The sequence below is a fragment of the Streptomyces sp. bgisy159 genome, assembly GCF_965341775.1.
In the GTDB taxonomy this organism is placed as follows: domain Bacteria; phylum Actinomycetota; class Actinomycetes; order Streptomycetales; family Streptomycetaceae; genus Streptomyces.
Window position 1 is genome coordinate 124824 of sequence record NZ_CBDQZH010000018.1, and the last position, 17283, is coordinate 142106.

The window sequence follows — 17283 nt, forward strand, 5'->3', positions numbered from 1 at the left end:
GGGCTACAGCACCACCGGCTTCCCCGACAGCTCCACCCCGGCGTCCCGCATCTCGTCGACCGCCCGCTCGGTGGTCTCCGCGGCCACCCCGGCCGTCAGGTCCAGCAGCACCTGCGTACGGAAACCCTCCCGCACGGCGTCCAGCGCGGTCGCCCGCACGCAGTGGTCGGTGGCGATCCCGACGACGTCCACCTCGTCGATCCCTCTCGCGCGCAGCCAGTCCGCGAGAGGGGTCCCGTTCTCGTCGGCGCCCTGGAACCCGCTGTAGGCGGCCGTGTACGCCCCCTTGTCGAACACCGCGTCGATCGCCCCCGAGGCGACCGCCGGCGCGAAGTTCGGGTGGAACCCGACGCCCTCGGTGCCGGCGACGCAGTGCGCCGGCCAGGAGTGGACGAAGTCGGGGTTGTCGGCGAAGTGGCCGCCGGGCGCGATGTGGTGGTCACGGGTGGCCACCACGTGCCGGTACCCGGCGGGGGCCTGCCCGATCAGCTCGGTGATCGCGGCGGCCACGTCGGCACCCCCGGCCACCGCGAGGCTGCCCCCCTCGCAGAAGTCGTTCTGCACGTCTACGACGATCAAGGCGCGGCGCATGGTGGGTGTCCTTCGACTATGGGTGACGTGACTGAGCCTAGAGACTTCGGCGGCGGTAGGGGAGGGGACAGACGCTAGCTACCCGACCGTTGCACCGCGTACTCCGTCGGAAGGACGGGTTCCCCGCGGGAGAGCTGTGTCGCGGACACCGGCAGACCGGCACGGGCGGCGATGTGCCGGTCCCGTACGGCGTCCAGCGGCTCGCGGGCGACCACCTCGCCGCCCTTGACCAGTTCCACCGGCAGCTGCCGGTCGGCCAGCTCGGCGGGCACCGGCCCGGTGCCGACCACCTCGGCCTCGGCGACGCCGTACGCGTCCTGGCGCCGGGCCGCCCACTTGCGCCCCCCGATGGAGGTCTTGCCGCCGGTGGACCGTTTCGCCACCGGCGTCAGCGGGGCCCGCGGCTCGTCGGACTCGGCGCGGGCGACCAGCTTGTACACCATCGAGCAGGTCGGGTGCCCGGACCCGGTGACCAGCTGGGTGCCCACCCCGTAGGCGTCCACGGGGGCCGCGGCGAGCGAGGCGATGGCGTACTCGTCGAGGTCGGAGGTCACGATGATGCGGGTGTCGCGGGCGCCCAGCTCGTCCAGCTGCCGGCGCACCCGGTGGGCGACCAGCAGCAGGTCGCCGGAGTCGATGCGCACCGCGCCCAGCTCGGGCCCGGCCACCTCCACCGCGGTACGGACCGCCTCGGCGACGTCGTAGGTGTCCACCAGGAGGGTGGTGCCCCGGCCGAGCGAGTCGACCTGGGCGCGGAAGGCGTCGCGCTCGGTGTCGTGCAGCAGGGTGAAGGCGTGGGCGGAGGTGCCGACCGTGGGGATGCCGTAGCGGTAGCCGGCCGCCAGGTCGGAGGTGGAGGCGAAGCCGCCGATGTAGGCGGCGCGCGAGGCGGCGACGGCGGCCAGTTCGTGGGTGCGGCGGGCGCCCATCTCGATCAGCGGGCGGTCCCCGGCGGCGGCGGACATCCGGGAGGCGGCGGCCGCGATGGCGGAGTCGTGGTTGAGGATCGACAGGATCACCGTCTCCAGCAGCACGCACTCGGCGAAGCTGCCCTCCACGCGCATGATCGGCGAGCCCGGGAAGTAGACCTCGCCCTCCGGGTAGCCCCAGATGTCGCCGGAGAAGCGGTATCCGGCGAGCCACTCCAGGGTGCGTTCGTCGACGATGGACCGCTCGCTCAGGAAGCCCAGGACACCCGGGTCGAAGCGGTAGTTCTCCACCGCGTCCAGGACCCGCCCGGTGCCCGCCACGACGCCGTACCGTCGCCCGTCCGGCAGCCGTCGGGTGAAGACCTCGAACACGCTGCGCCGCCCGGCGGTGCCCGCCCGCAGGGCCGCCTGGAGCATCGTCAGTTCGTACTGGTCGGTGAAGAGCGCCGTGGAGGGCACGTCCAACGGCAGGCCAAGGTCCGCTGTGTTCATGCGGTCATCGTACGCCAATCTCGTCAGTGTGACGATATCTGCCCGGCGTGGCAGCATGGTCGGTGTGACGTCACCCGCTCCCCTAGAGATCGAACGCACCGAGTCGGCGGAGGAGGTCTTCGCCGTCCCCGAGCCGGACGTCCCCTGGGTCACGATCGTCCACAACGACCCGGTCAACCTCATGAGCTACGTGACGTACGTCTTCCAGTCGTACTTCGGCTATCCCAAGGACAAGGCCACCAAGCTCATGCTCGATGTCCACCACAAGGGCCGGGCGGTCGTCTCCAGCGGTACCCGCGAGGAGATGGAACGCGACGTGCAGGCGATGCACGGCTACGGTCTGTGGGCCACCCTCCAGCAGGACCGGAAGTAGCCACCACGCCGATGCCAGGACACTTCGAACCGCTTCCCGGCGGCGGCGCGGCCGTCGCGCTCGACGAGGTCGAGATCTCCATCATCCGCTCCCTCGCGGTCCAGCTCCTGGAGCTGATCGGCCCGGGGCCCGCCGAGGACGCCCCCGGCGACCCGCTCGCCGAGCTGTTCGCCGAGGGGCCCAGCGAGCCGCCCTCCGACCCCGTGCTGCGCCGCCTGTTCCCGGACGCCTACACCGATCCGGTCGAGCCGCCCGCGGACCCGCGCCGGGCCGAGGAGAACCAGGCCCACTCCGCCGAGTTCCGCCGCTTCACCGAGAACGACCTGCGGGCCGGCAAGCGGGACAACGCCCTCGCCGTGATCCGCTCCCTGGACGCGCTGGCGCCGGTCGACGAGGCCGGGGCGGTGCTGGAACTGTCCCCCGAGGAGTCCCAGCGGTGGCTGGCCGCGCTCAACGACCTGCGGCTCGCCATCGGCTCCCGGCTGGAGATCGGCGACGAGGACGACACCGACCTGCTCTACCGGCTCCCCGACGAGGATCCGCGCAAGCCGATGGTCATGGCCTACCTCTGGCTCGGGGGGCTCCAGGAGACGCTGGTGTCCACCCTTATGCCGTGACTGTCCGGGTTCCGGTTACCCGCGCGTTCGCTCAGCGGACGCTCAAATCCGGATAACGATCCTGTCACCGCCCCTGGGGTTTTACGCCCCGGGGGCGGTGTCGTGTGAGATGCGTCACCAAAGGCCGCGTAAACGCTGTGGTAAGAATTCGCAACTCCGCTTCGGCACCACCCCTCGCCGGATCGGGGGAGCCGGTCATCGCCGGCTCGCACGACAAGAAGCAGTTTTCACCCCGGGTCCGCGGGGGCAGTGCTTCTCCCGTCGCCGAACGGACAACGGCGTTCGCTCAAAACCCGCAAAGCTGCACGTCGCCGCACTGCTGCGCCACGCCAGCACGTCCCCTGCGCCACTGAGGTAGCTCGTGTCACTCGACTCCATCACCCAGAAGATCGACGACGCCGTCAGCGACGCGGTTCATCCCGTGTCGACCTGGGTCAGTGAAAAGGTCTTCTACTCCGTCACCGTCAACGGCACCGAGCTGCCGCTCATCGTCGCGTGGCTGGTGATCGCCGGCCTGGTGTTCAGCACCTGGTTCGGGTTCATCCAGTTCCGCAAGTTCAAGCTCGCCATCGACACGGTGCGCGGCAAGTACGACGAAGAGGGCTCGGTCGGCGAGGTCAACCACTTCCAGGCGCTGACCGCCGCCGTCTCCGGCACCGTCGGCCTGGGCAACATCGCCGGTGTGGCCGTCGCCGTCTCCATCGGCGGCCCCGGCGCCACCTTCTGGATGATCCTCTGCGGTCTGCTCGGCATGGCGAGCAAGTTCGTCGAGGTCACCCTCGGCGTGAAGTACCGCGAGAAGCACGCGGACGGCACCGTCTCCGGCGGCCCGATGCACTACCTGCCCAAGGGCCTCGCCGAGCGCTTCGGCGCCCGCGGCGCCAAGGCCGGCAAGGTGCTCGCCGTCCTCGCCTCGATCATGGTCCTGTTCTTCGGCCTGTTCGGCGGCAACCTGTTCCAGACCAACCAGAGCTACGCGCAGATCTCCTCGACCTTCGGCGGCGAGGACGGCTTCCTGGCCTCCTCCGCCGGTGCCGTGCTCTTCGGCCTGGTCGTCGCCGCGCTGGTCGGCCTGGTGCTGCTCGGCGGCATCCGCTCCATCGCCTCCGTCACCAGCAAGCTGGTCCCGGCGATGGCCGGCATGTACATCGTGGCCTGCCTGATCGTCATCCTGGTCAACGTCACCGCGGTGCCCGACGCCTTCCAGACCATCGTCAAGGGCGCCTTCGAGGCCGACGGCGTCGCCGGCGGTGTGATCGGCGCACTGATCGTCGGCTTCAAGCGCGCCGCCTTCTCCAACGAGGCCGGCCTGGGCTCCGCTCCGATCGCCCACTCCGCGGTCAAGACCAACCACCCCGCCTCCGAGGGTCTGGTCGCCCTGCTGGAGCCGTTCATCGACACGGTCGTCATCTGCACCATGACCGCGCTGACCATCGTCATCGCCAACCCCGCGAGCTGGGAGCAGGCCCGCGCCGGCGCCGACGTCGGCGGTGTCACCATCACCTCGGACGCGTTCGCCACCGTGCTGCCCTGGTTCCCGAAGCTGCTGACCGTCGCGGTGCTGCTGTTCGCCTTCTCCACGATCCTCACCTGGGGCTACTACGGCCTGAAGGCCTGGACGTACCTCTTCGGCCGCTCCAAGGCCAGCGAGACCGTCTTCAAGGCCGTGTGGAGCGCGTTCGTCCTGCTGGGCTCGCTGATGTCCCTCAGCGCGCTGATCGACCTGGCCGACTCGGCGCTGTTCCTGCTGTCGGTGTTCAACATCATCGGCCTCTACCTGCTGGCCCCGATCGTCAAGCGCGAACTGAACCACTTCCTGGACTACGTCCGGGAGCGCAAGGCGCGCGAGGCCCTCGGTTCCGTGGAGCCCGAGGACGTGGAGACCGCCAAGACGGTCTGACCGCACGTCCCAGCATGTGGGCCGCCCCGTACCACCCACCGGTACGGGGCGGCCCTCTGCTTATCCTGGCGGGCATGCTGACCATCACCCAGGCCCTCCACGACCAGATCGTCGCCCACGCGCGCAAGGACCACCCCGACGAGGCGTGCGGCGTGATCGCCGGTCCGGCGGGCTCGGACCGCCCCGAGCGCTTCGTCCCCATGCTGAACGCGGCCATGTCGCCCACCTTCTACGAGTTCGACTCGGGCGACCTGCTGGGGCTCTACCGGGACATGGACGACCGCGACGAGGAACCCGTGGTCATCTACCACTCGCACACCGCCACCGAGGCCTACCCGTCCCGCACCGACATCTCCTACGCCAACGAGCCCGGCGCCCACTACGTCCTGGTCTCCACGGCGGACACCGACGGCCTCGGCGAGTTCCAGTTCCGCTCGTTCCGCATCGTGGACGGCGTGGTCACCGAGGAGGAGGTCCGGGTCGTCGAGGCGTACTGAACGCGTCGGCGCGGCCCGCGACCTTGACCGGAAACCCCGGGGCGCCGGTCAGGATCGACGGTTACGGTGTGCGCAGCGCGGCCGACAGACCTTCGCCGCATCTCCAACTCGCCACCGTGGAGCTGCTGTTGACACACCCAACGACCGTGCGGCGCCCCACCCTGGTGGACGTCGCGCGCCGCTGCGGGGTCTCCAAGTCCACCGTCTCCCGCGTGATCAACGGGGAGCCCAAGGTGCGCGCCGAGGTCGCCGCGCAGATCCGCGCGGTGATCGCCGAGCTCGGCTACGTGCCCAACCACGCCGCCCGCCGGCTCGTCACCCGCCGCAACGACGCCGTGGCCGTGGTGGCCACCCAGCCCCGCGACCGGCTCTTCCTCGACCCGTTCTTCGACTGCCTGCTGCGCGGCATCCGCCGCGAGCTGGCCCGGCACGGCGCCCAGCCGGTGCTGCTGTTCGTCGACGACCCGGACGACTACCCGCGCGTCGGCGGATTCCTCGGCGCCGGCCACGTCGACGGCGCCCTGCTGTTCAACCTGCGCCCCGACGACCGGCTGGACGAGATGGTCGACCGGATCGGGCTGCCGGTCGTCTTCGGGGGCCGGCCCCGGCTGCGCGCCGGCGACACCGTGCGCGACCGGGTCTACGTCGACGGCGACAACCGCGGCGGCGCCCGCCAGGCCGTGGAGCACCTGGTCTCTCTCGGCCGCGCGCACATCGCCACCATCACCGGTCCCTGTGCGCAGGAGCAGTCCGCCGAGGACCGGCTGGCCGGCTACCGGGACGTCCTGCTGGACGCCTCCCCGGACCTGGTCGAGCACGGCGACTACACCTGGCGGGGCGGCGCCGAGGCCATGGCCGCGCTGCTGGACCGCCGCCCCGACCTGGACGCCGTCTTCGCCGCGTCCGACCTGACCGCCGCCGGCGCCCTGCACACCCTGCGCCGCCGTGGCCGACGGGTCCCGGACGACGTCGCCGTCGTCGGCTTCGACGACCTGCCCGCCGTCGCGGAGACCACGGACCCCCCGCTGACCACCGTCCACCAGGACGTGACCGGTATGGGCCGGCTCATGGCCCGCCTGCTGTGCGAGGACACCGCTCTCACCTCGGTCGTCACCCCGACCCGCCTGGTGCGGCGGGCGTCCGCGTAGCGGTCCCGGCCGGCACCGGTCTCACCCACCGGCTCGATTCCGTCCGCCATGTGGGATCACATTCCAGGAGCCGGACCGGGAATCGATACGATGAACCCATGGTTGAGAAGGACGTGAGCGACAAGACGCCGGGCACACTGCTCGTGGCGCGGCTGCACGTCGACCTGTGCAGGCTCGCCAGCGCCATCTGTTGACGCCGCCCTGCCGCCGTACGGCCGTGAGCCGCGGCGCCCGAAACCGCAACACCCTGCCTCCTTGCGCTGCCGCGCGCCCCGACTGACTACTCCCGACAGGAGCCCTGAAGCCATGGCCATCGAGGTCCGCATCCCGACCATCCTCCGCCAGTACACCGACGGCCAGAAGGCGGTGGAGGGGACCGGTGACACCCTCGCCGAGCTGTTCGCCGACCTTGAGACCCGGCACGCGGGCATCCAGGCCCGCATCGTGGACGAGGGGCAGCTGCGCCGCTTCGTCAACGTCTACCTGAACGACGAGGACGTCCGCTTCGTCGACGGCATCGACAGCAAGCTGTCCGACGGCGACACGGTCACGATCCTGCCGGCCGTGGCCGGCGGCATGGTCTGACCGGCGATGCGCTACGACTCCCCGCTGGCCGCGGTGGGCAACACCCCTCTGGTGTGCCTGCCGCGGCTGTCGCCGTCCGCCGACGTCCGGATCTGGGCGAAGCTGGAGGACCGCAACCCCACCGGCTCGGTCAAGGACCGCCCCGCCCTGCACATGATCGAGCAGGCGGAGAAGGACGGCCGGCTCACCCCCGGCTGCACCATCCTTGAGCCCACCAGCGGCAACACCGGCATCTCCCTGGCCATGGCGGCCAGGCTCAAGGGCTACCGCATCGTGTGCGTGATGCCCGAGAACACCTCCCAGGAGCGCCGGGAACTGCTCGCCATGTGGGGCGCGGAGATCATCTCCTCGCCGGCCGCTGGAGGCTCCAACACCGCCGTACGGGTCGCCAAGGAACTGTCCGCCGAGCACCCCGACTGGGTGATGCTCTACCAGTACGGCAACCCGGACAACGCCGGGGCCCACTACGCCACGACGGGCCCGGAGATCCTTGCGGACCTCCCCTCGATCACCCACTTCGTCGCGGGCCTCGGCACCACCGGCACCCTGATGGGCGTCGGCCGCTACCTGCGCGAGCACAAGCCCGACGTGAAGGTCGTCGCCGCCGAGCCGCGCTACGACGACCTGGTGTACGGCCTGCGCAACCTCGACGAGGGCTTCGTGCCCGAGCTGTACGACGCCTCCGTGCTCACCACCCGCTTCTCGGTCGGCTCGGCGGACGCGGTCACCCGCACCCGTGAGCTGCTCCAGCAGGAGGGCATCTTCGCGGGCGTCTCCACCGGCGCGGCGCTGCACGCGGCGATCGGCGTCGGCCGCAAGGCTCTCAAGGCCGGCGAGAGCGCCGACATCGTGTTCGTCGTCGCCGACGGCGGCTGGAAGTACCTGTCGACGGGCGTGTACACGGCGGCCACCACCGAGGAAGCGATCGAGACCCTCCAGGGGCAGCTCTGGGCGTAGGGCCGTGTTCCCCGGGCGCTACGTCTCCCGGGCGTTATGTCGCGAGGTGGCGGACCTGGTCCCACAGGACCGGGTCCACCACGCCGACCCGGCGGCGGAAGTGACCGACGGGGACCTCGCGCAGTTCGTCCGTCTCCAGGAAGCTGGGGCGCCCGCGGGCGTCGCCGACCGCGCCGGGCGGCAGCGGGATCACCCCGGTCCGCTCGTCGCGGTACCGGCTGGTGATCTTCGCGACGGTGGCGTGCCGCCCCCGTACCCCGAGCACCAGGCAGGGCCGGTCCTTCACCCCCTCGGGTGAGGCCGGCCCCTCCTCGTGGGGCACCCGGGCCCACCAGATCTCCGCGGGCCGCGGCCGGGCGTCGCCGTCCGCCGCCCGGTCGCGGCCCGTGCGCTCGCCCGTTCCCGTTCCCGCGCGCCGACCGCGCCGCGGCGGCCGGGCGCCGCGCCCCCAGCCGTCGACGAGCGTGGCGACCAGCGCGAGCAGTACCACCGCCGCGAGCGCCAGCCACCAGGACGTGTCCATGAGCATGACGGTACCGGCGTGCGCCCGTCTCCGCGCGCCCCGTGCGCACTCCACCCGCACCGCTTCCAGCCGAACCGGTGACAGTGCAGGTGAGTTCCCCCACAACGGCCCCTGGTGGAGGAGCGACCTGAGGTTTCGCGCCTTACGCTCGACGGACCGCACGACCCCCGTGACCCTCTCATCGACGTTCCCGCCAGCGGAGGTTTCTGTTTCATGAAGCTCACCGTCGTCGGCTGCTCGGGGTCGTTCCCGTCCGCGGAATCGGCCTGCTCGAGCTACCTCGTCGAGGCCGACGGCTTCCGGCTGCTTCTCGACATGGGCAACGGCGCCCTGGGCGAGCTGCAGCGCCACTGCGGTCTCTACGACCTCGACGCGATCTTTCTGAGCCATCTGCACGCCGACCACTGCATCGACATGTGCGCGTACTTCGTGGCGCGCTACTACCGCCACGACGGCGGCCGATGCGCCCCCCTCCCGGTCTACGGCCCCGAGGGCACCGAGCACCGCCTGACCACGGCCTACGCCGACACCCCCTCGGCCTCCTCCATGAGCGAGGTGTTCGACTTCCACACCGTCAAGCCGTCGACCTTCGACCTCGGCCCGTTCACGGTGCACACGGAACGCGTGGCCCACCCGGTGGAGGCGTACGGCATCCGCATCGAGCACGGCGGCAGGTCGCTGACGTACTCCGGTGACACGGGCGTGACGCCGGTCCTGGAGGAACTGGCCCGCGACACCGACCTGTTCCTGTGCGAGGCGGCGTTCACGCACGGCAAGGAGAACATCCCCGACCTGCACCTCAACGGCCGCGAGGCGGGCGAGACGGCGGCCCGCGCCGGCGCCCGGCGCCTGGTCCTCACCCACATCCCGCCGTGGACCGACCCGCAGGTCAACCTGGCGGACGCGCGTGCGGTCTACGACGGTCCGGTGGAGCTGGCGGTGCCGCGGGCGACGTACGAGGTCTGACACCCGGGCCGCCGCCCACGAACGAAACGCCCGGCCGGGGGTCCCGGCCGGGCGTCACGCGTTTCTCGGAGAGCCGTCACGCCTTGGTGAGGTCCTCGACCTCCTCCTCGGGCTCACGGCCCGGGGTGGGGAGGTTGAACTTGGTGATGGCGAAGCGGAAGACGACGTAGTAGATCGCGCCGAAGACCAGGCCGATCGGGATGATCATCCAGGGCTTGGTGGCGAGGTTCCAGTTCAGGCCGTAGTCGATGGCACCGGCGGAGAAGGTGAAGCCCGCGTGGACGCCGAGCGCCCAGGTGACGGCCATCGACAGCGCGGTCAGCAGCGCGTGGATCGCGTACAGCAGCGGCGCGATGAACATGAACGAGAACTCGATCGGCTCGGTCACACCCGTCACGAACGAGGTCAGGGCGAGTGAGACCATCATGCCCATCACGACCTTGCGGCGCTCGGGCCGGGCGGAGTGCGCGATGGCGAGCGCGGCGGCCGGGAGGCCGAACATCATGATCGGGAAGAAGCCGGACATGAACTGACCGGCGTCCGGGTCGCCCGCGAAGAAGCGGTTGAGGTCACCGTGGACCAGTTCGCCGGCCGCGTTGGTGAAGTCGCCGAGCTGGAACCAGGAGACGGTGTTGACGAACTGGTGCATGCCGACGGGGATCAGCGCACGGTTGATCAGGCCGAACAGGGCGGCACCGAAGGCGCCGAGACCCGTCATCCACTCGCCGAAGTCGGAGATGACCTCACCGACGGGCTCCCAGACCAGACCGAAGAAGACACCCATGAGCGTGCCGACGAACGCCATGATGATCGGCACCAGGCGGCGGCCGTTGAAGAAGCCGAGCCAGTCGACGAGCTTGGTGCGGTGGTAGCGCTGCCACAGCACGGCGGCCAGCAGGCCCATGACGATGCCGCCCAGGACGCCGGGGTTGTTGTACGTCGCGGCTATGTCCTCGCCGGCCTGCACCTTGGCCTCGGTGACCGGGAACGCCTTCAGGACGTTGCTGTAGACCAAAAAGCCGACCAGGGCGGCCAGGGCGGTGGAGCCGTCGGCCTTCTTGGCGAAGCCGATCGCGACACCGATGCAGAACAGCATCGGGAGGTTGTCGAAGATCGCGCCACCGGCAGTGGCGAACACCGCCGAGACCTTGTCGGGCAGGTTCAGCTTGTCGTGAATGTCCTGCTGCCCGAACCGGAGCAGGATGCCCGCCGCCGGAAGCACGGCGATGGGCAGCTGCAGGCTGCGGCCGACCTTCTGCAGGCCCTGGAACAGGCCGGATCCCCACTTCTTCGTGGGGGGCGCCGAGGCGGTGGCGGTGCTCATGGATGTCCTCCATCGGGTGGTGGTCTACACCACTCAGTGGTGTAGACCTGTTGTAGCACGATGGGGGCGATATAAGGAACCCGTCAAACCTGCAACCGGAGGGCTACGCCGAGTACCCGGCGAACGGCCCGGCGCGGGCATGCCGAAGGGCCCCCGGACACATGGTCCGAGGGCCCCTGCCCCTTGGGGCGTACGGCCTCTCAGGCCTTGGTGACGTCCTCGTGCTCCTCCTCCGGCTCCCGCCCCGGAGTCTTGAGGTCGAACTTCGTGATGGCGAACCGGAACACCGCGTAGTAGACGACGGCGAAGCCCAGCCCGATCGGGATGATCAACCATGGCCGTGTCGCCAGGCTCCAGTTGATGACGTAGTCGATGAGCCCCGCCGAGAAGCTGAACCCGTCGTGCACCCCCAGCGCCCAGGTCACCGCCATCGACACCCCCGTCAGCACCGCGTGCACCGCGTAGAGCGCCGGCGCGATGAAGAGGAACGAGTACTCGATCGGCTCGGTGATGCCCGTGACGAACGACGTCAGCGCCACCGACAGCATCAGGCCGCCGACCTCCTTGCGCCGCTCCGGCCGCGCGCAGTGCGTCATCGCCAGGGCCGCCGCGGGCAGCGCGAACATCATGATCGGGAAGAATCCGCTCAGGAACTGCCCCGCGTCCGGGTCGCCGGCGAGGAACATGTTGATGTCGCCGTGCACCTCGGTGCCGTCGGGCTTGGTGTAGGTCCCGAACTGGAACCACATCGGCACGTTCAGGAACTGGTGCAGGCCCACCACCAGCAACGCCCGGTTGGCGATGCCGAAGATGCCCGCGCCCCAGGAACCGGCGTCACTGAGCCAGTCGCTGAAGTTCTCCAGGGCGTCACCGATCGGTGGCCAGATCCACAGGGACACCACCGCGACGGCGATGGCCACGAACGCCATGATGATCGGCACCAGGCGGCGGCCGTTGAAGAAGCCCAGCCAGTCGACCAGCTTGGTGCGGTGGTAGCGGGCCCAGAAGAAGGCCGCCAGCAGGCCCATGACGATGCCGCCGAACACCCCCGGGTTCTGGTAGGTGAACGGGTCCACCGCCCCGTCGCTCACCTGGCACCCGGTGCTGACGGCCGTCGAGCCCTCCGGGCAGTCCTCCGGGAACTGGCGCAGCACGTTGTAGTAGACGAGGAAGCCGGCCACCGCCGCGAGCGCCGTGGAGCCGTCCGCCTTGCGGGCCATCCCGATCGCCACGCCGACGCAGAACAGCAGCGGCAGCCCCAGGGTGCCGTCCAGCAGGGCGCCGCCCGCGCCCGCCATCACCTTGGAGACGTCCGTCCAGCCGAGACCGTCGTCGCCGAACACGTCGGGCTGGCCGAGCCGGTTGAGGATGCCAGCGGCGGGCAGGACCGCGATGGGCAGCTGCAGGCTGCGGCCCATCTTCTGCAGGCCCTGGAACAGCTTGTGCCACCTCGCCCGCGCAGGGCTGACGTCGCTCTCGCTACTCATGGCATCCTCTGGTGTAGACCAGTTGCGGGCGGTGTCGTGGTCGTGCCGTCATCATTCGGTACCGGCCGCGGTATCGCTCGCGAAGATGGGCCAACTGTGGATTACTGCGACAAAGTGATCCGCACCAGGGAACACAGGGAGACGGACATGGCCAGCAAGGCTGAGAAGATCGTCGCCGGGCTCGGCGGCATCGACAACATCGAGGAGATCGAGGGCTGCATCACCCGCCTGCGGACCGAGGTCTCCGACCCCGCGCTGGTCGACGAAGCCGCCCTGAAGGCCGCCGGCGCCCACGGTGTGGTGAAGATGGGCAGCGCCATCCAGGTCGTCATCGGCACCGACGCCGACCCGATCGCCGCGGAGATCGAGGACATGATGTGAGCCCCACCGGCTCGCCCCGGTGAATCCCACCGGCTTGCCCCGGTGAACCCACCGGCTTGCCCCGAGGGCCCCTTCCCACCGCGGGAGGGGCCCTCGGTCCTGCTGCGGCTAGGCTGCGGCCCATGTCTCGAATCGACGGCCGCACCCCCGAACAACTCCGCCCGGTCACCATCGAGCGCGGCTGGAGCAAGCACGCCGAGGGCTCCGTCCTCGTCTCCTTCGGTGATACGAAGGTCCTCTGCACCGCCTCCTTCACCGAGGGCGTCCCGCGCTGGCGCAAGGGCAGCGGCGAGGGCTGGGTCACCGCCGAGTACTCCATGCTGCCCCGCGCCACCAACACCCGCGGCGACCGCGAGTCCGTCCGCGGCCGTATCGGCGGCCGCACGCACGAGATCTCCCGCCTGATCGGCCGATCCCTGCGCGCCGTCATCGACTACAAGGCGCTCGGCGAGAACACGGTCGTCCTCGACTGCGACGTCCTCCAGGCCGACGGCGGCACCCGCACCGCCGCCATCACCGGCGCGTACGTCGCCCTCGCCGACGCGGTCGCCTGGGCGCAGGGCAGGAAGCTGGTCAAGTCCGGCCGCAAACCGCTCACCGGCACGGTCTCGGCGGTCTCGGTCGGCATCGTCGGCCAGGTCCCGCTCCTCGACCTCTGCTACGAGGAGGACGTGCGCGCCGAGACCGACATGAACGTCGTCTGCACCGGCGACGGCCGCTTCGTGGAGGTCCAGGGCACCGCCGAGGCCGAGCCGTTCGCCCGGGAGGAGCTCAACTCCCTCCTGGACCTCGCGGTTTCCGGCTGCACCGAACTGGCTTCGGCGCAACGGGCCGCCCTTGGTACCGTCCTGGAAAAGTAAAAGGCACGCCAAGAAAGGCGGCGGGCGCGGGCAACCCCGCGGCCCGCCGCCGCGTCTTGCGCAGTACACGACAGGGCCCGAGCGGGCCGTCACAGGGGAGGACACAGCACCATGGCCGCGAGCCGACGACGCCGAGGTCGCCGTACCGCCATCGCCGCCGCCGTGGCGGCCGTCACGCTGACCGCCGGGTTCGCCACCGGCTGCGACGCCGTCGGCAAGGCGCTGGACTGCGTACAGACCGCCGACGCCATCGCCGACAGCGTCACCGATCTCCAGCAGGCCGTGGAGAACGCCTCCGACGACCCCACGCAGTTGAAGGAGTCCCTGGACTCCATAGACCGCGACCTGGACCAGATCAGCGACAAGACCGACAACGCGGACGTCGGCAAGGCCGTCGACAGCCTCACCAAGGCCGTCGACAACGTGCGCACGGCGGTCAACGGGGGTGACACCACGCCGGACCTCGGGCCGGTGGTGGACGCCGCGGGCGAACTGACCAAGGTCTGCACGCCGTAGGGCCCTCCTGGCGGATCTCCGCGGCGTCGCGACGCCCTGACACGCACTCTCACCGCACCGCGCGGCACGGCCGGGAGCGCGCAGCGAACGCCGCCCTCTTCCCCCACGGAGATCCGCCGGAAGGGCCCCGGCCCTCCCGTTAGGGTGCGGGCATGACGCGTTTGATTCTCGCCACCCGCAACACCGGGAAGATCGCCGAGCTTCGGTCCATCCTCGCCGACGCCGGACTGCCGCACGAGCTGGTGGGGGCGGACGCCTTTCCGGACGTGCCCGACGTCAAGGAGACCGGGGTCACCTTCGCCGAGAACGCGCTGCTCAAGGCGCACGCGCTGGCTCGGGCGACCGGCCTGCCGGCGGTCGCCGACGACTCCGGGCTCTGTGTCGACGTACTGGGCGGCGCCCCCGGCATCTTCTCCGCGCGCTGGGCGGGCCGGCACGGCGACGACCGGGCCAACCTGGAGCTGCTGCTCGCCCAGCTCGGCGACATCGACGACGCCCACCGCGGTGCCCACTTCGCCTGTGCGGCGGCCCTCGCCCTGCCCGACGGGCGCGAGCGGGTCGTCGAGGGCCGGCTGCGCGGCGTCCTGCGCCACACGCCCGCGGGCACCGGCGGCTTCGGCTACGACCCGATCCTCCAGCCCGACGGCGAGACGCGCACCTGCGCCGAGCTGAGCGCCGAGGAGAAGAACGCCATCAGCCACCGCGGCCAGGCGTTCCGGGCACTCGTCCCGGTCGTCCGGGAACTGCTGGGCTGACCGGCGGCGGACCACGAAAAGCCCTCGGCGGACCGGGCGGTCCCCCGAGGGCTTTCGTGCAACCGTCGTTCTCCTACGGTGACTTACCGCGCCGCGTAACCGAAGCGCGCGCCCGCGGCGGGCAGTCCGCCGGTGCCGGGCTGGTAGGTCGTGACCGGGGCCACCGTGCCGCCGGCCGTCACGTTGGACAGCGGCAGGGCGTACAGGGCGCCGTACGAGGACGGGCCGTACGGCATGCCGACGTACAGGTGGGTGCCGGTGAAGTGGATGCTGCGGCCCAGGTACTGGTTGGCGCCCGGCGTGCCGGGGATGCCGTCGCCGTCACCGACCTCCAGCCAGCGGTCGTTGTCGCCCCGCGCGCCGAGCAGCGAGAAGGTGAGCACGGCGCCCGCGTTGTCCGTGGAACCGAGGGCCTCGTTCGGGATGCCCACGGCCATCTTCAGCGTCGACGTGGTGCTCACCGAGCGCGGCTTGGTGTTGATGGCGGTGAGCGTCGAACCGAAGCGGTCGCCCGACTCGGCGGTGCCGGCCACGTCGTCCGTGCTGGTGCCCGAGTGGTAGGTGCTGGTCTGGCTGACGGCGCCCGCCGCGGTGATGTGGAAGGCGTGGACCATGCCCGCGTCGGTCTTGTCGGCGTTGTCGATCGTCAGGTCCTCACCCGGCGAACCCACCATGAGGATCGAGTCCGAGGCGGTCGCGGAGCCCGACGGGCGGTACGCCACCAGGGCCAGCGAGGAGCCGAACACGTCACCGGCCTCCGCGCCGCCGGAGACGGTTTCGACGTCCTGGTCCAGGCCGAACACCGGCGTCGGACGGCCCTCGGAGTTCAGGGTGTGCCGGAAGACCGCCACGTTGCCCGCGTCGGCGTCGCCGCCGATGCCGTCGTGCGGGGCGGAGACGGCGATGTAGTTGCCGTCGGCGGCGACGGCGCTGCCGAACCGGTCACCGGCCTCCACGCCGCCCGGCACACCGGTGCTGTCCTGGTGGACGACCGTGTTGGTGGTGCCGTGCACGTAGACGGCCATGCCGGCCCTGGCGTTGCCGCTCAGCGACTCGCCGGGCACACCGATCACGATGTACGGCTCACCCGCGGCGGTGGTGCCGGCCGCGACGGCCTCGCCCGTGCGGTCGCCGGACTCGGGAGTCGACGCGGCGAGCGAGCCGTTGCCCGCGCCCTGCTCGTAGACGGTCGCCTTGACCGAGCCGGTGCCCAGGCCGCCGGGCGCGCCGAACAGCAGCTGGACCGAACCGGCGTCCGCGACGGAGCCGAGGTCCTCGGAGGGGATGCCGACGACCAGGTCGGTGCAGCCGTCCTCGTTGTAGTCGACGGTGTCGAGGGCCTGGCCGAACCCGTCGCCGGCCTCGGACCCGCCCGGGACCCAGTCGAGGTCCTGGTCGATCTGGGCGGTGCCCTTGCCGCCGCCGTAGACCACGCGGACCAGACCGGCGCCGCTGTCGCCGCCCACCGTGGCGCCCGGGTCGGCGACGGCGACGTCCTCGACGCCGTCGCAGTTGAAGTCGGTCTGCCGGACCGCGTCGACCTTGGAGGCGATCCAGGACGCCAGGTCGTCGACGCGCGCGGCGACCCCGCCTGTGCGGGTCTCGGTGGCGTCGATGCCGAAGCAACCACCCTGGAAGGAACGGCTGTTGAGGGCCACCAGCTGCTTGCTCGTGTTCAGCACCGGGCCGCCGGCGTCGCCCATGCAGACGGCCGCGCCGTTCGTGCCGGTGAAGGTGGCCGTCGTGGCGTCGGTGGAGTCCACGGTGAGGGAACCGCTGTTCAGCTTCAGCGGCGCCCACTCGGTCTTGGTGCGGCCGTACCCGGCGAAGCTCAGCTGCTGCGCGGCGGCGGGCGCCGCGGTGGCCAGGGCGACCGGGGTGACGTTGGTGACGGGCCGGTTCAGCCGCGCCAGCACCACGTCGCGGTCGGTGCGCGGGGCCAGCTCGACGATCTGGCGCACCGCGCCGCCGGTGCCGGTCAGGTCGGAACGGCCGATGGTGGCCGTCGTCCTGAGCGCCGGCTTGCCGGCGGGCACCGCGAGCGAGGTCGCCGGGTCGTCGGCGAAGCAACTGGCGCTGGTGAGCAGCCACTCGGTGTCCACGAGGACGCCGGAGCAGCCGTGCTGGTAGTCGTCGCCGACGATGATCTGCGCGGTGGCGGCGAACGTGCCGTCGGTCACCGGGGCGCCGGTGACGGCGGAAGCGGGCGCGGCGCACAGCGCGACCGGCCCCGCGATCAGGGCGGTGGCGACCGCGGCGAGGCGTGCCTGTCTGGTGTGTCGCATGACGTGTTTCCTAGGGCTCAAGGTCTGCCGGGCCGAGGGGCCTCGGGCGGAACAGTGGGACGGTGGGGCCGGAGCCGGCCGGCCCTACGCGTTGGTG

The 17283-nt window shown here is 71.1% G+C and carries 19 protein-coding genes; 13 read left to right on the top strand and 6 right to left on the bottom strand.

The features are described 5' to 3' along the window. Positions 1–3: 3 nt before the first annotated feature. Together ACSLTV_RS19320 and ACSLTV_RS19325 are read right to left on the bottom strand one after the other, a co-directional pair. Positions 4–591 carry a nicotinamidase gene (locus ACSLTV_RS19320; RefSeq protein WP_432133267.1) on the bottom strand — a complete coding sequence of 196 codons (588 nt, stop codon included), beginning with the start codon at positions 589–591 and terminating at the stop codon, positions 4–6. Positions 592–665: 74 nt separating this feature from the next. Next, entirely contained in the window at positions 666–2012 is a 1347-nt protein-coding gene (locus ACSLTV_RS19325; RefSeq protein ID WP_432133266.1) for a nicotinate phosphoribosyltransferase, read from the bottom strand. Between the two features lie 55 nt (positions 2013–2067). Between ACSLTV_RS19325 and clpS the strand changes: the two genes are divergently transcribed. The 8 genes from clpS to ACSLTV_RS19365 all read left to right on the top strand — a co-directional run bounded on the left by clpS (position 2068) and on the right by ACSLTV_RS19365 (position 8089). Further along, positions 2068–2385, top strand: a complete 318-nt coding sequence (gene clpS, locus ACSLTV_RS19330; RefSeq protein ID WP_432133372.1) for an ATP-dependent Clp protease adapter ClpS — start codon at positions 2068–2070, stop codon at positions 2383–2385. 11 nt (positions 2386–2396) lie between these two features. Next, the gene (locus ACSLTV_RS19335; RefSeq protein ID WP_432157315.1) at positions 2397–3002 is read left to right on the top strand and encodes a DUF2017 domain-containing protein; all 606 of its coding nucleotides are present in this window, start codon (positions 2397–2399) and stop codon (positions 3000–3002) included. Between the two features lie 361 nt (positions 3003–3363). Next, complete coding sequence (locus ACSLTV_RS19340; protein ID WP_432133264.1) at positions 3364–4902, top strand: alanine/glycine:cation symporter family protein; 1539 nt, start codon at positions 3364–3366, stop codon at positions 4900–4902. Between the two features lie 74 nt (positions 4903–4976). Next, the gene (locus tag ACSLTV_RS19345; protein ID WP_432133263.1) at positions 4977–5399 is read left to right on the top strand and encodes a Mov34/MPN/PAD-1 family protein; all 423 of its coding nucleotides are present in this window, start codon (positions 4977–4979) and stop codon (positions 5397–5399) included. A gap of 128 nt (positions 5400–5527) precedes the next feature. Then, complete coding sequence (locus ACSLTV_RS19350) at positions 5528–6547, top strand: LacI family DNA-binding transcriptional regulator (protein WP_432133262.1); 1020 nt, start codon at positions 5528–5530, stop codon at positions 6545–6547. 98 nt (positions 6548–6645) lie between these two features. Continuing rightward, on the top strand, positions 6646–6741 hold the full coding sequence (locus tag ACSLTV_RS19355) for a putative leader peptide (protein WP_432133261.1): 96 nt from the start codon (positions 6646–6648) through the stop codon (positions 6739–6741). Positions 6742–6853: 112 nt separating this feature from the next. Continuing rightward, on the top strand, positions 6854–7132 hold the full coding sequence (locus ACSLTV_RS19360) for a MoaD/ThiS family protein (protein WP_432133260.1): 279 nt from the start codon (positions 6854–6856) through the stop codon (positions 7130–7132). 6 nt (positions 7133–7138) lie between these two features. Next, the gene (locus ACSLTV_RS19365) at positions 7139–8089 is read left to right on the top strand and encodes a PLP-dependent cysteine synthase family protein (RefSeq protein WP_435612542.1); all 951 of its coding nucleotides are present in this window, start codon (positions 7139–7141) and stop codon (positions 8087–8089) included. 34 nt (positions 8090–8123) lie between these two features. On the opposite strand, the gene ACSLTV_RS19370 is transcribed toward ACSLTV_RS19365, so the two are convergent. Beyond that, complete coding sequence (locus ACSLTV_RS19370; RefSeq protein WP_432133258.1) at positions 8124–8612, bottom strand: type II toxin-antitoxin system PemK/MazF family toxin; 489 nt, start codon at positions 8610–8612, stop codon at positions 8124–8126. Positions 8613–8825: 213 nt separating this feature from the next. On the opposite strand from ACSLTV_RS19370, the gene ACSLTV_RS19375 reads away from it, so the two are divergent. Beyond that, positions 8826–9578 (top strand): MBL fold metallo-hydrolase, encoded by a 753-nt coding sequence (locus tag ACSLTV_RS19375; RefSeq protein WP_432133257.1) that lies wholly within the window; start codon positions 8826–8828, stop codon positions 9576–9578. A gap of 76 nt (positions 9579–9654) precedes the next feature. Here ACSLTV_RS19375 and ACSLTV_RS19380 read toward each other — a convergent pair whose 3' ends face one another. Beyond that, complete coding sequence (locus tag ACSLTV_RS19380; protein WP_432133256.1) at positions 9655–10902, bottom strand: PTS transporter subunit EIIC; 1248 nt, start codon at positions 10900–10902, stop codon at positions 9655–9657. A 200-nt stretch (positions 10903–11102) separates the two neighbouring features. Further along, a complete protein-coding gene (locus tag ACSLTV_RS19385) occupies positions 11103–12389 on the bottom strand; it encodes a PTS transporter subunit EIIC (protein ID WP_432157312.1) in 1287 nt (428 codons plus the stop codon). A 147-nt stretch (positions 12390–12536) separates the two neighbouring features. Here ACSLTV_RS19385 and ACSLTV_RS19390 point away from each other — a divergent pair, with 147 nt between their 5' ends. The 4 genes from ACSLTV_RS19390 to rdgB all read left to right on the top strand — a co-directional run bounded on the left by ACSLTV_RS19390 (position 12537) and on the right by rdgB (position 14901). Continuing rightward, positions 12537–12770, top strand: a complete 234-nt coding sequence (locus ACSLTV_RS19390) for a PTS glucose/sucrose transporter subunit IIB (protein WP_359068009.1) — start codon at positions 12537–12539, stop codon at positions 12768–12770. Between the two features lie 122 nt (positions 12771–12892). Further along, positions 12893–13630 carry a ribonuclease PH gene (rph, locus tag ACSLTV_RS19395; RefSeq protein ID WP_435612543.1) on the top strand — a complete coding sequence of 246 codons (738 nt, stop codon included), beginning with the start codon at positions 12893–12895 and terminating at the stop codon, positions 13628–13630. 111 nt (positions 13631–13741) lie between these two features. Further along, on the top strand, positions 13742–14146 hold the full coding sequence (locus ACSLTV_RS19400) for a hypothetical protein (RefSeq protein WP_432133253.1): 405 nt from the start codon (positions 13742–13744) through the stop codon (positions 14144–14146). Positions 14147–14298: 152 nt separating this feature from the next. Then, positions 14299–14901, top strand: a complete 603-nt coding sequence (rdgB, locus tag ACSLTV_RS19405; protein ID WP_432133252.1) for an RdgB/HAM1 family non-canonical purine NTP pyrophosphatase — start codon at positions 14299–14301, stop codon at positions 14899–14901. 83 nt (positions 14902–14984) lie between these two features. Here rdgB and ACSLTV_RS19410 read toward each other — a convergent pair whose 3' ends face one another. Next, complete coding sequence (locus ACSLTV_RS19410; protein WP_435612544.1) at positions 14985–17186, bottom strand: trypsin-like serine protease; 2202 nt, start codon at positions 17184–17186, stop codon at positions 14985–14987. Positions 17187–17283 lie beyond the last annotated feature (97 nt).

Excerpts from the sequence above, each read along its gene's own strand:
- ACSLTV_RS19320 (WP_432133267.1), bottom strand. The coding sequence starts at position 591 with ATGCGCCGCGCCTTGATCGTCGTAGACGTGCAGAACGACTTCTGCGAG.
- ACSLTV_RS19325 (WP_432133266.1), bottom strand. The coding sequence starts at position 2,012 with ATGAACACAGCGGACCTTGGCCTGCCGTTGGACGTGCCCTCCACGGCG.
- clpS (WP_432133372.1), top strand. The coding sequence starts at position 2,068 with ATGGTCGGTGTGACGTCACCCGCTCCCCTAGAGATCGAACGCACCGAG.
- ACSLTV_RS19335 (WP_432157315.1), top strand. The coding sequence starts at position 2,397 with ATGCCAGGACACTTCGAACCGCTTCCCGGCGGCGGCGCGGCCGTCGCG.
- ACSLTV_RS19345 (WP_432133263.1), top strand. The coding sequence starts at position 4,977 with ATGCTGACCATCACCCAGGCCCTCCACGACCAGATCGTCGCCCACGCG.
- ACSLTV_RS19355 (WP_432133261.1), top strand. The coding sequence starts at position 6,646 with ATGGTTGAGAAGGACGTGAGCGACAAGACGCCGGGCACACTGCTCGTG.
- ACSLTV_RS19360 (WP_432133260.1), top strand. The coding sequence starts at position 6,854 with ATGGCCATCGAGGTCCGCATCCCGACCATCCTCCGCCAGTACACCGAC.
- ACSLTV_RS19365 (WP_435612542.1), top strand. The coding sequence starts at position 7,139 with ATGCGCTACGACTCCCCGCTGGCCGCGGTGGGCAACACCCCTCTGGTG.
- ACSLTV_RS19370 (WP_432133258.1), bottom strand. The coding sequence starts at position 8,612 with ATGGACACGTCCTGGTGGCTGGCGCTCGCGGCGGTGGTACTGCTCGCG.
- ACSLTV_RS19375 (WP_432133257.1), top strand. The coding sequence starts at position 8,826 with ATGAAGCTCACCGTCGTCGGCTGCTCGGGGTCGTTCCCGTCCGCGGAA.
- ACSLTV_RS19380 (WP_432133256.1), bottom strand. The coding sequence starts at position 10,902 with ATGAGCACCGCCACCGCCTCGGCGCCCCCCACGAAGAAGTGGGGATCC.
- ACSLTV_RS19385 (WP_432157312.1), bottom strand. The coding sequence starts at position 12,389 with ATGAGTAGCGAGAGCGACGTCAGCCCTGCGCGGGCGAGGTGGCACAAG.
- ACSLTV_RS19390 (WP_359068009.1), top strand. The coding sequence starts at position 12,537 with ATGGCCAGCAAGGCTGAGAAGATCGTCGCCGGGCTCGGCGGCATCGAC.
- rph (WP_435612543.1), top strand. The coding sequence starts at position 12,893 with ATGTCTCGAATCGACGGCCGCACCCCCGAACAACTCCGCCCGGTCACC.
- ACSLTV_RS19400 (WP_432133253.1), top strand. The coding sequence starts at position 13,742 with ATGGCCGCGAGCCGACGACGCCGAGGTCGCCGTACCGCCATCGCCGCC.
- rdgB (WP_432133252.1), top strand. The coding sequence starts at position 14,299 with ATGACGCGTTTGATTCTCGCCACCCGCAACACCGGGAAGATCGCCGAG.
- ACSLTV_RS19410 (WP_435612544.1), bottom strand. The coding sequence starts at position 17,186 with ATGCGACACACCAGACAGGCACGCCTCGCCGCGGTCGCCACCGCCCTG.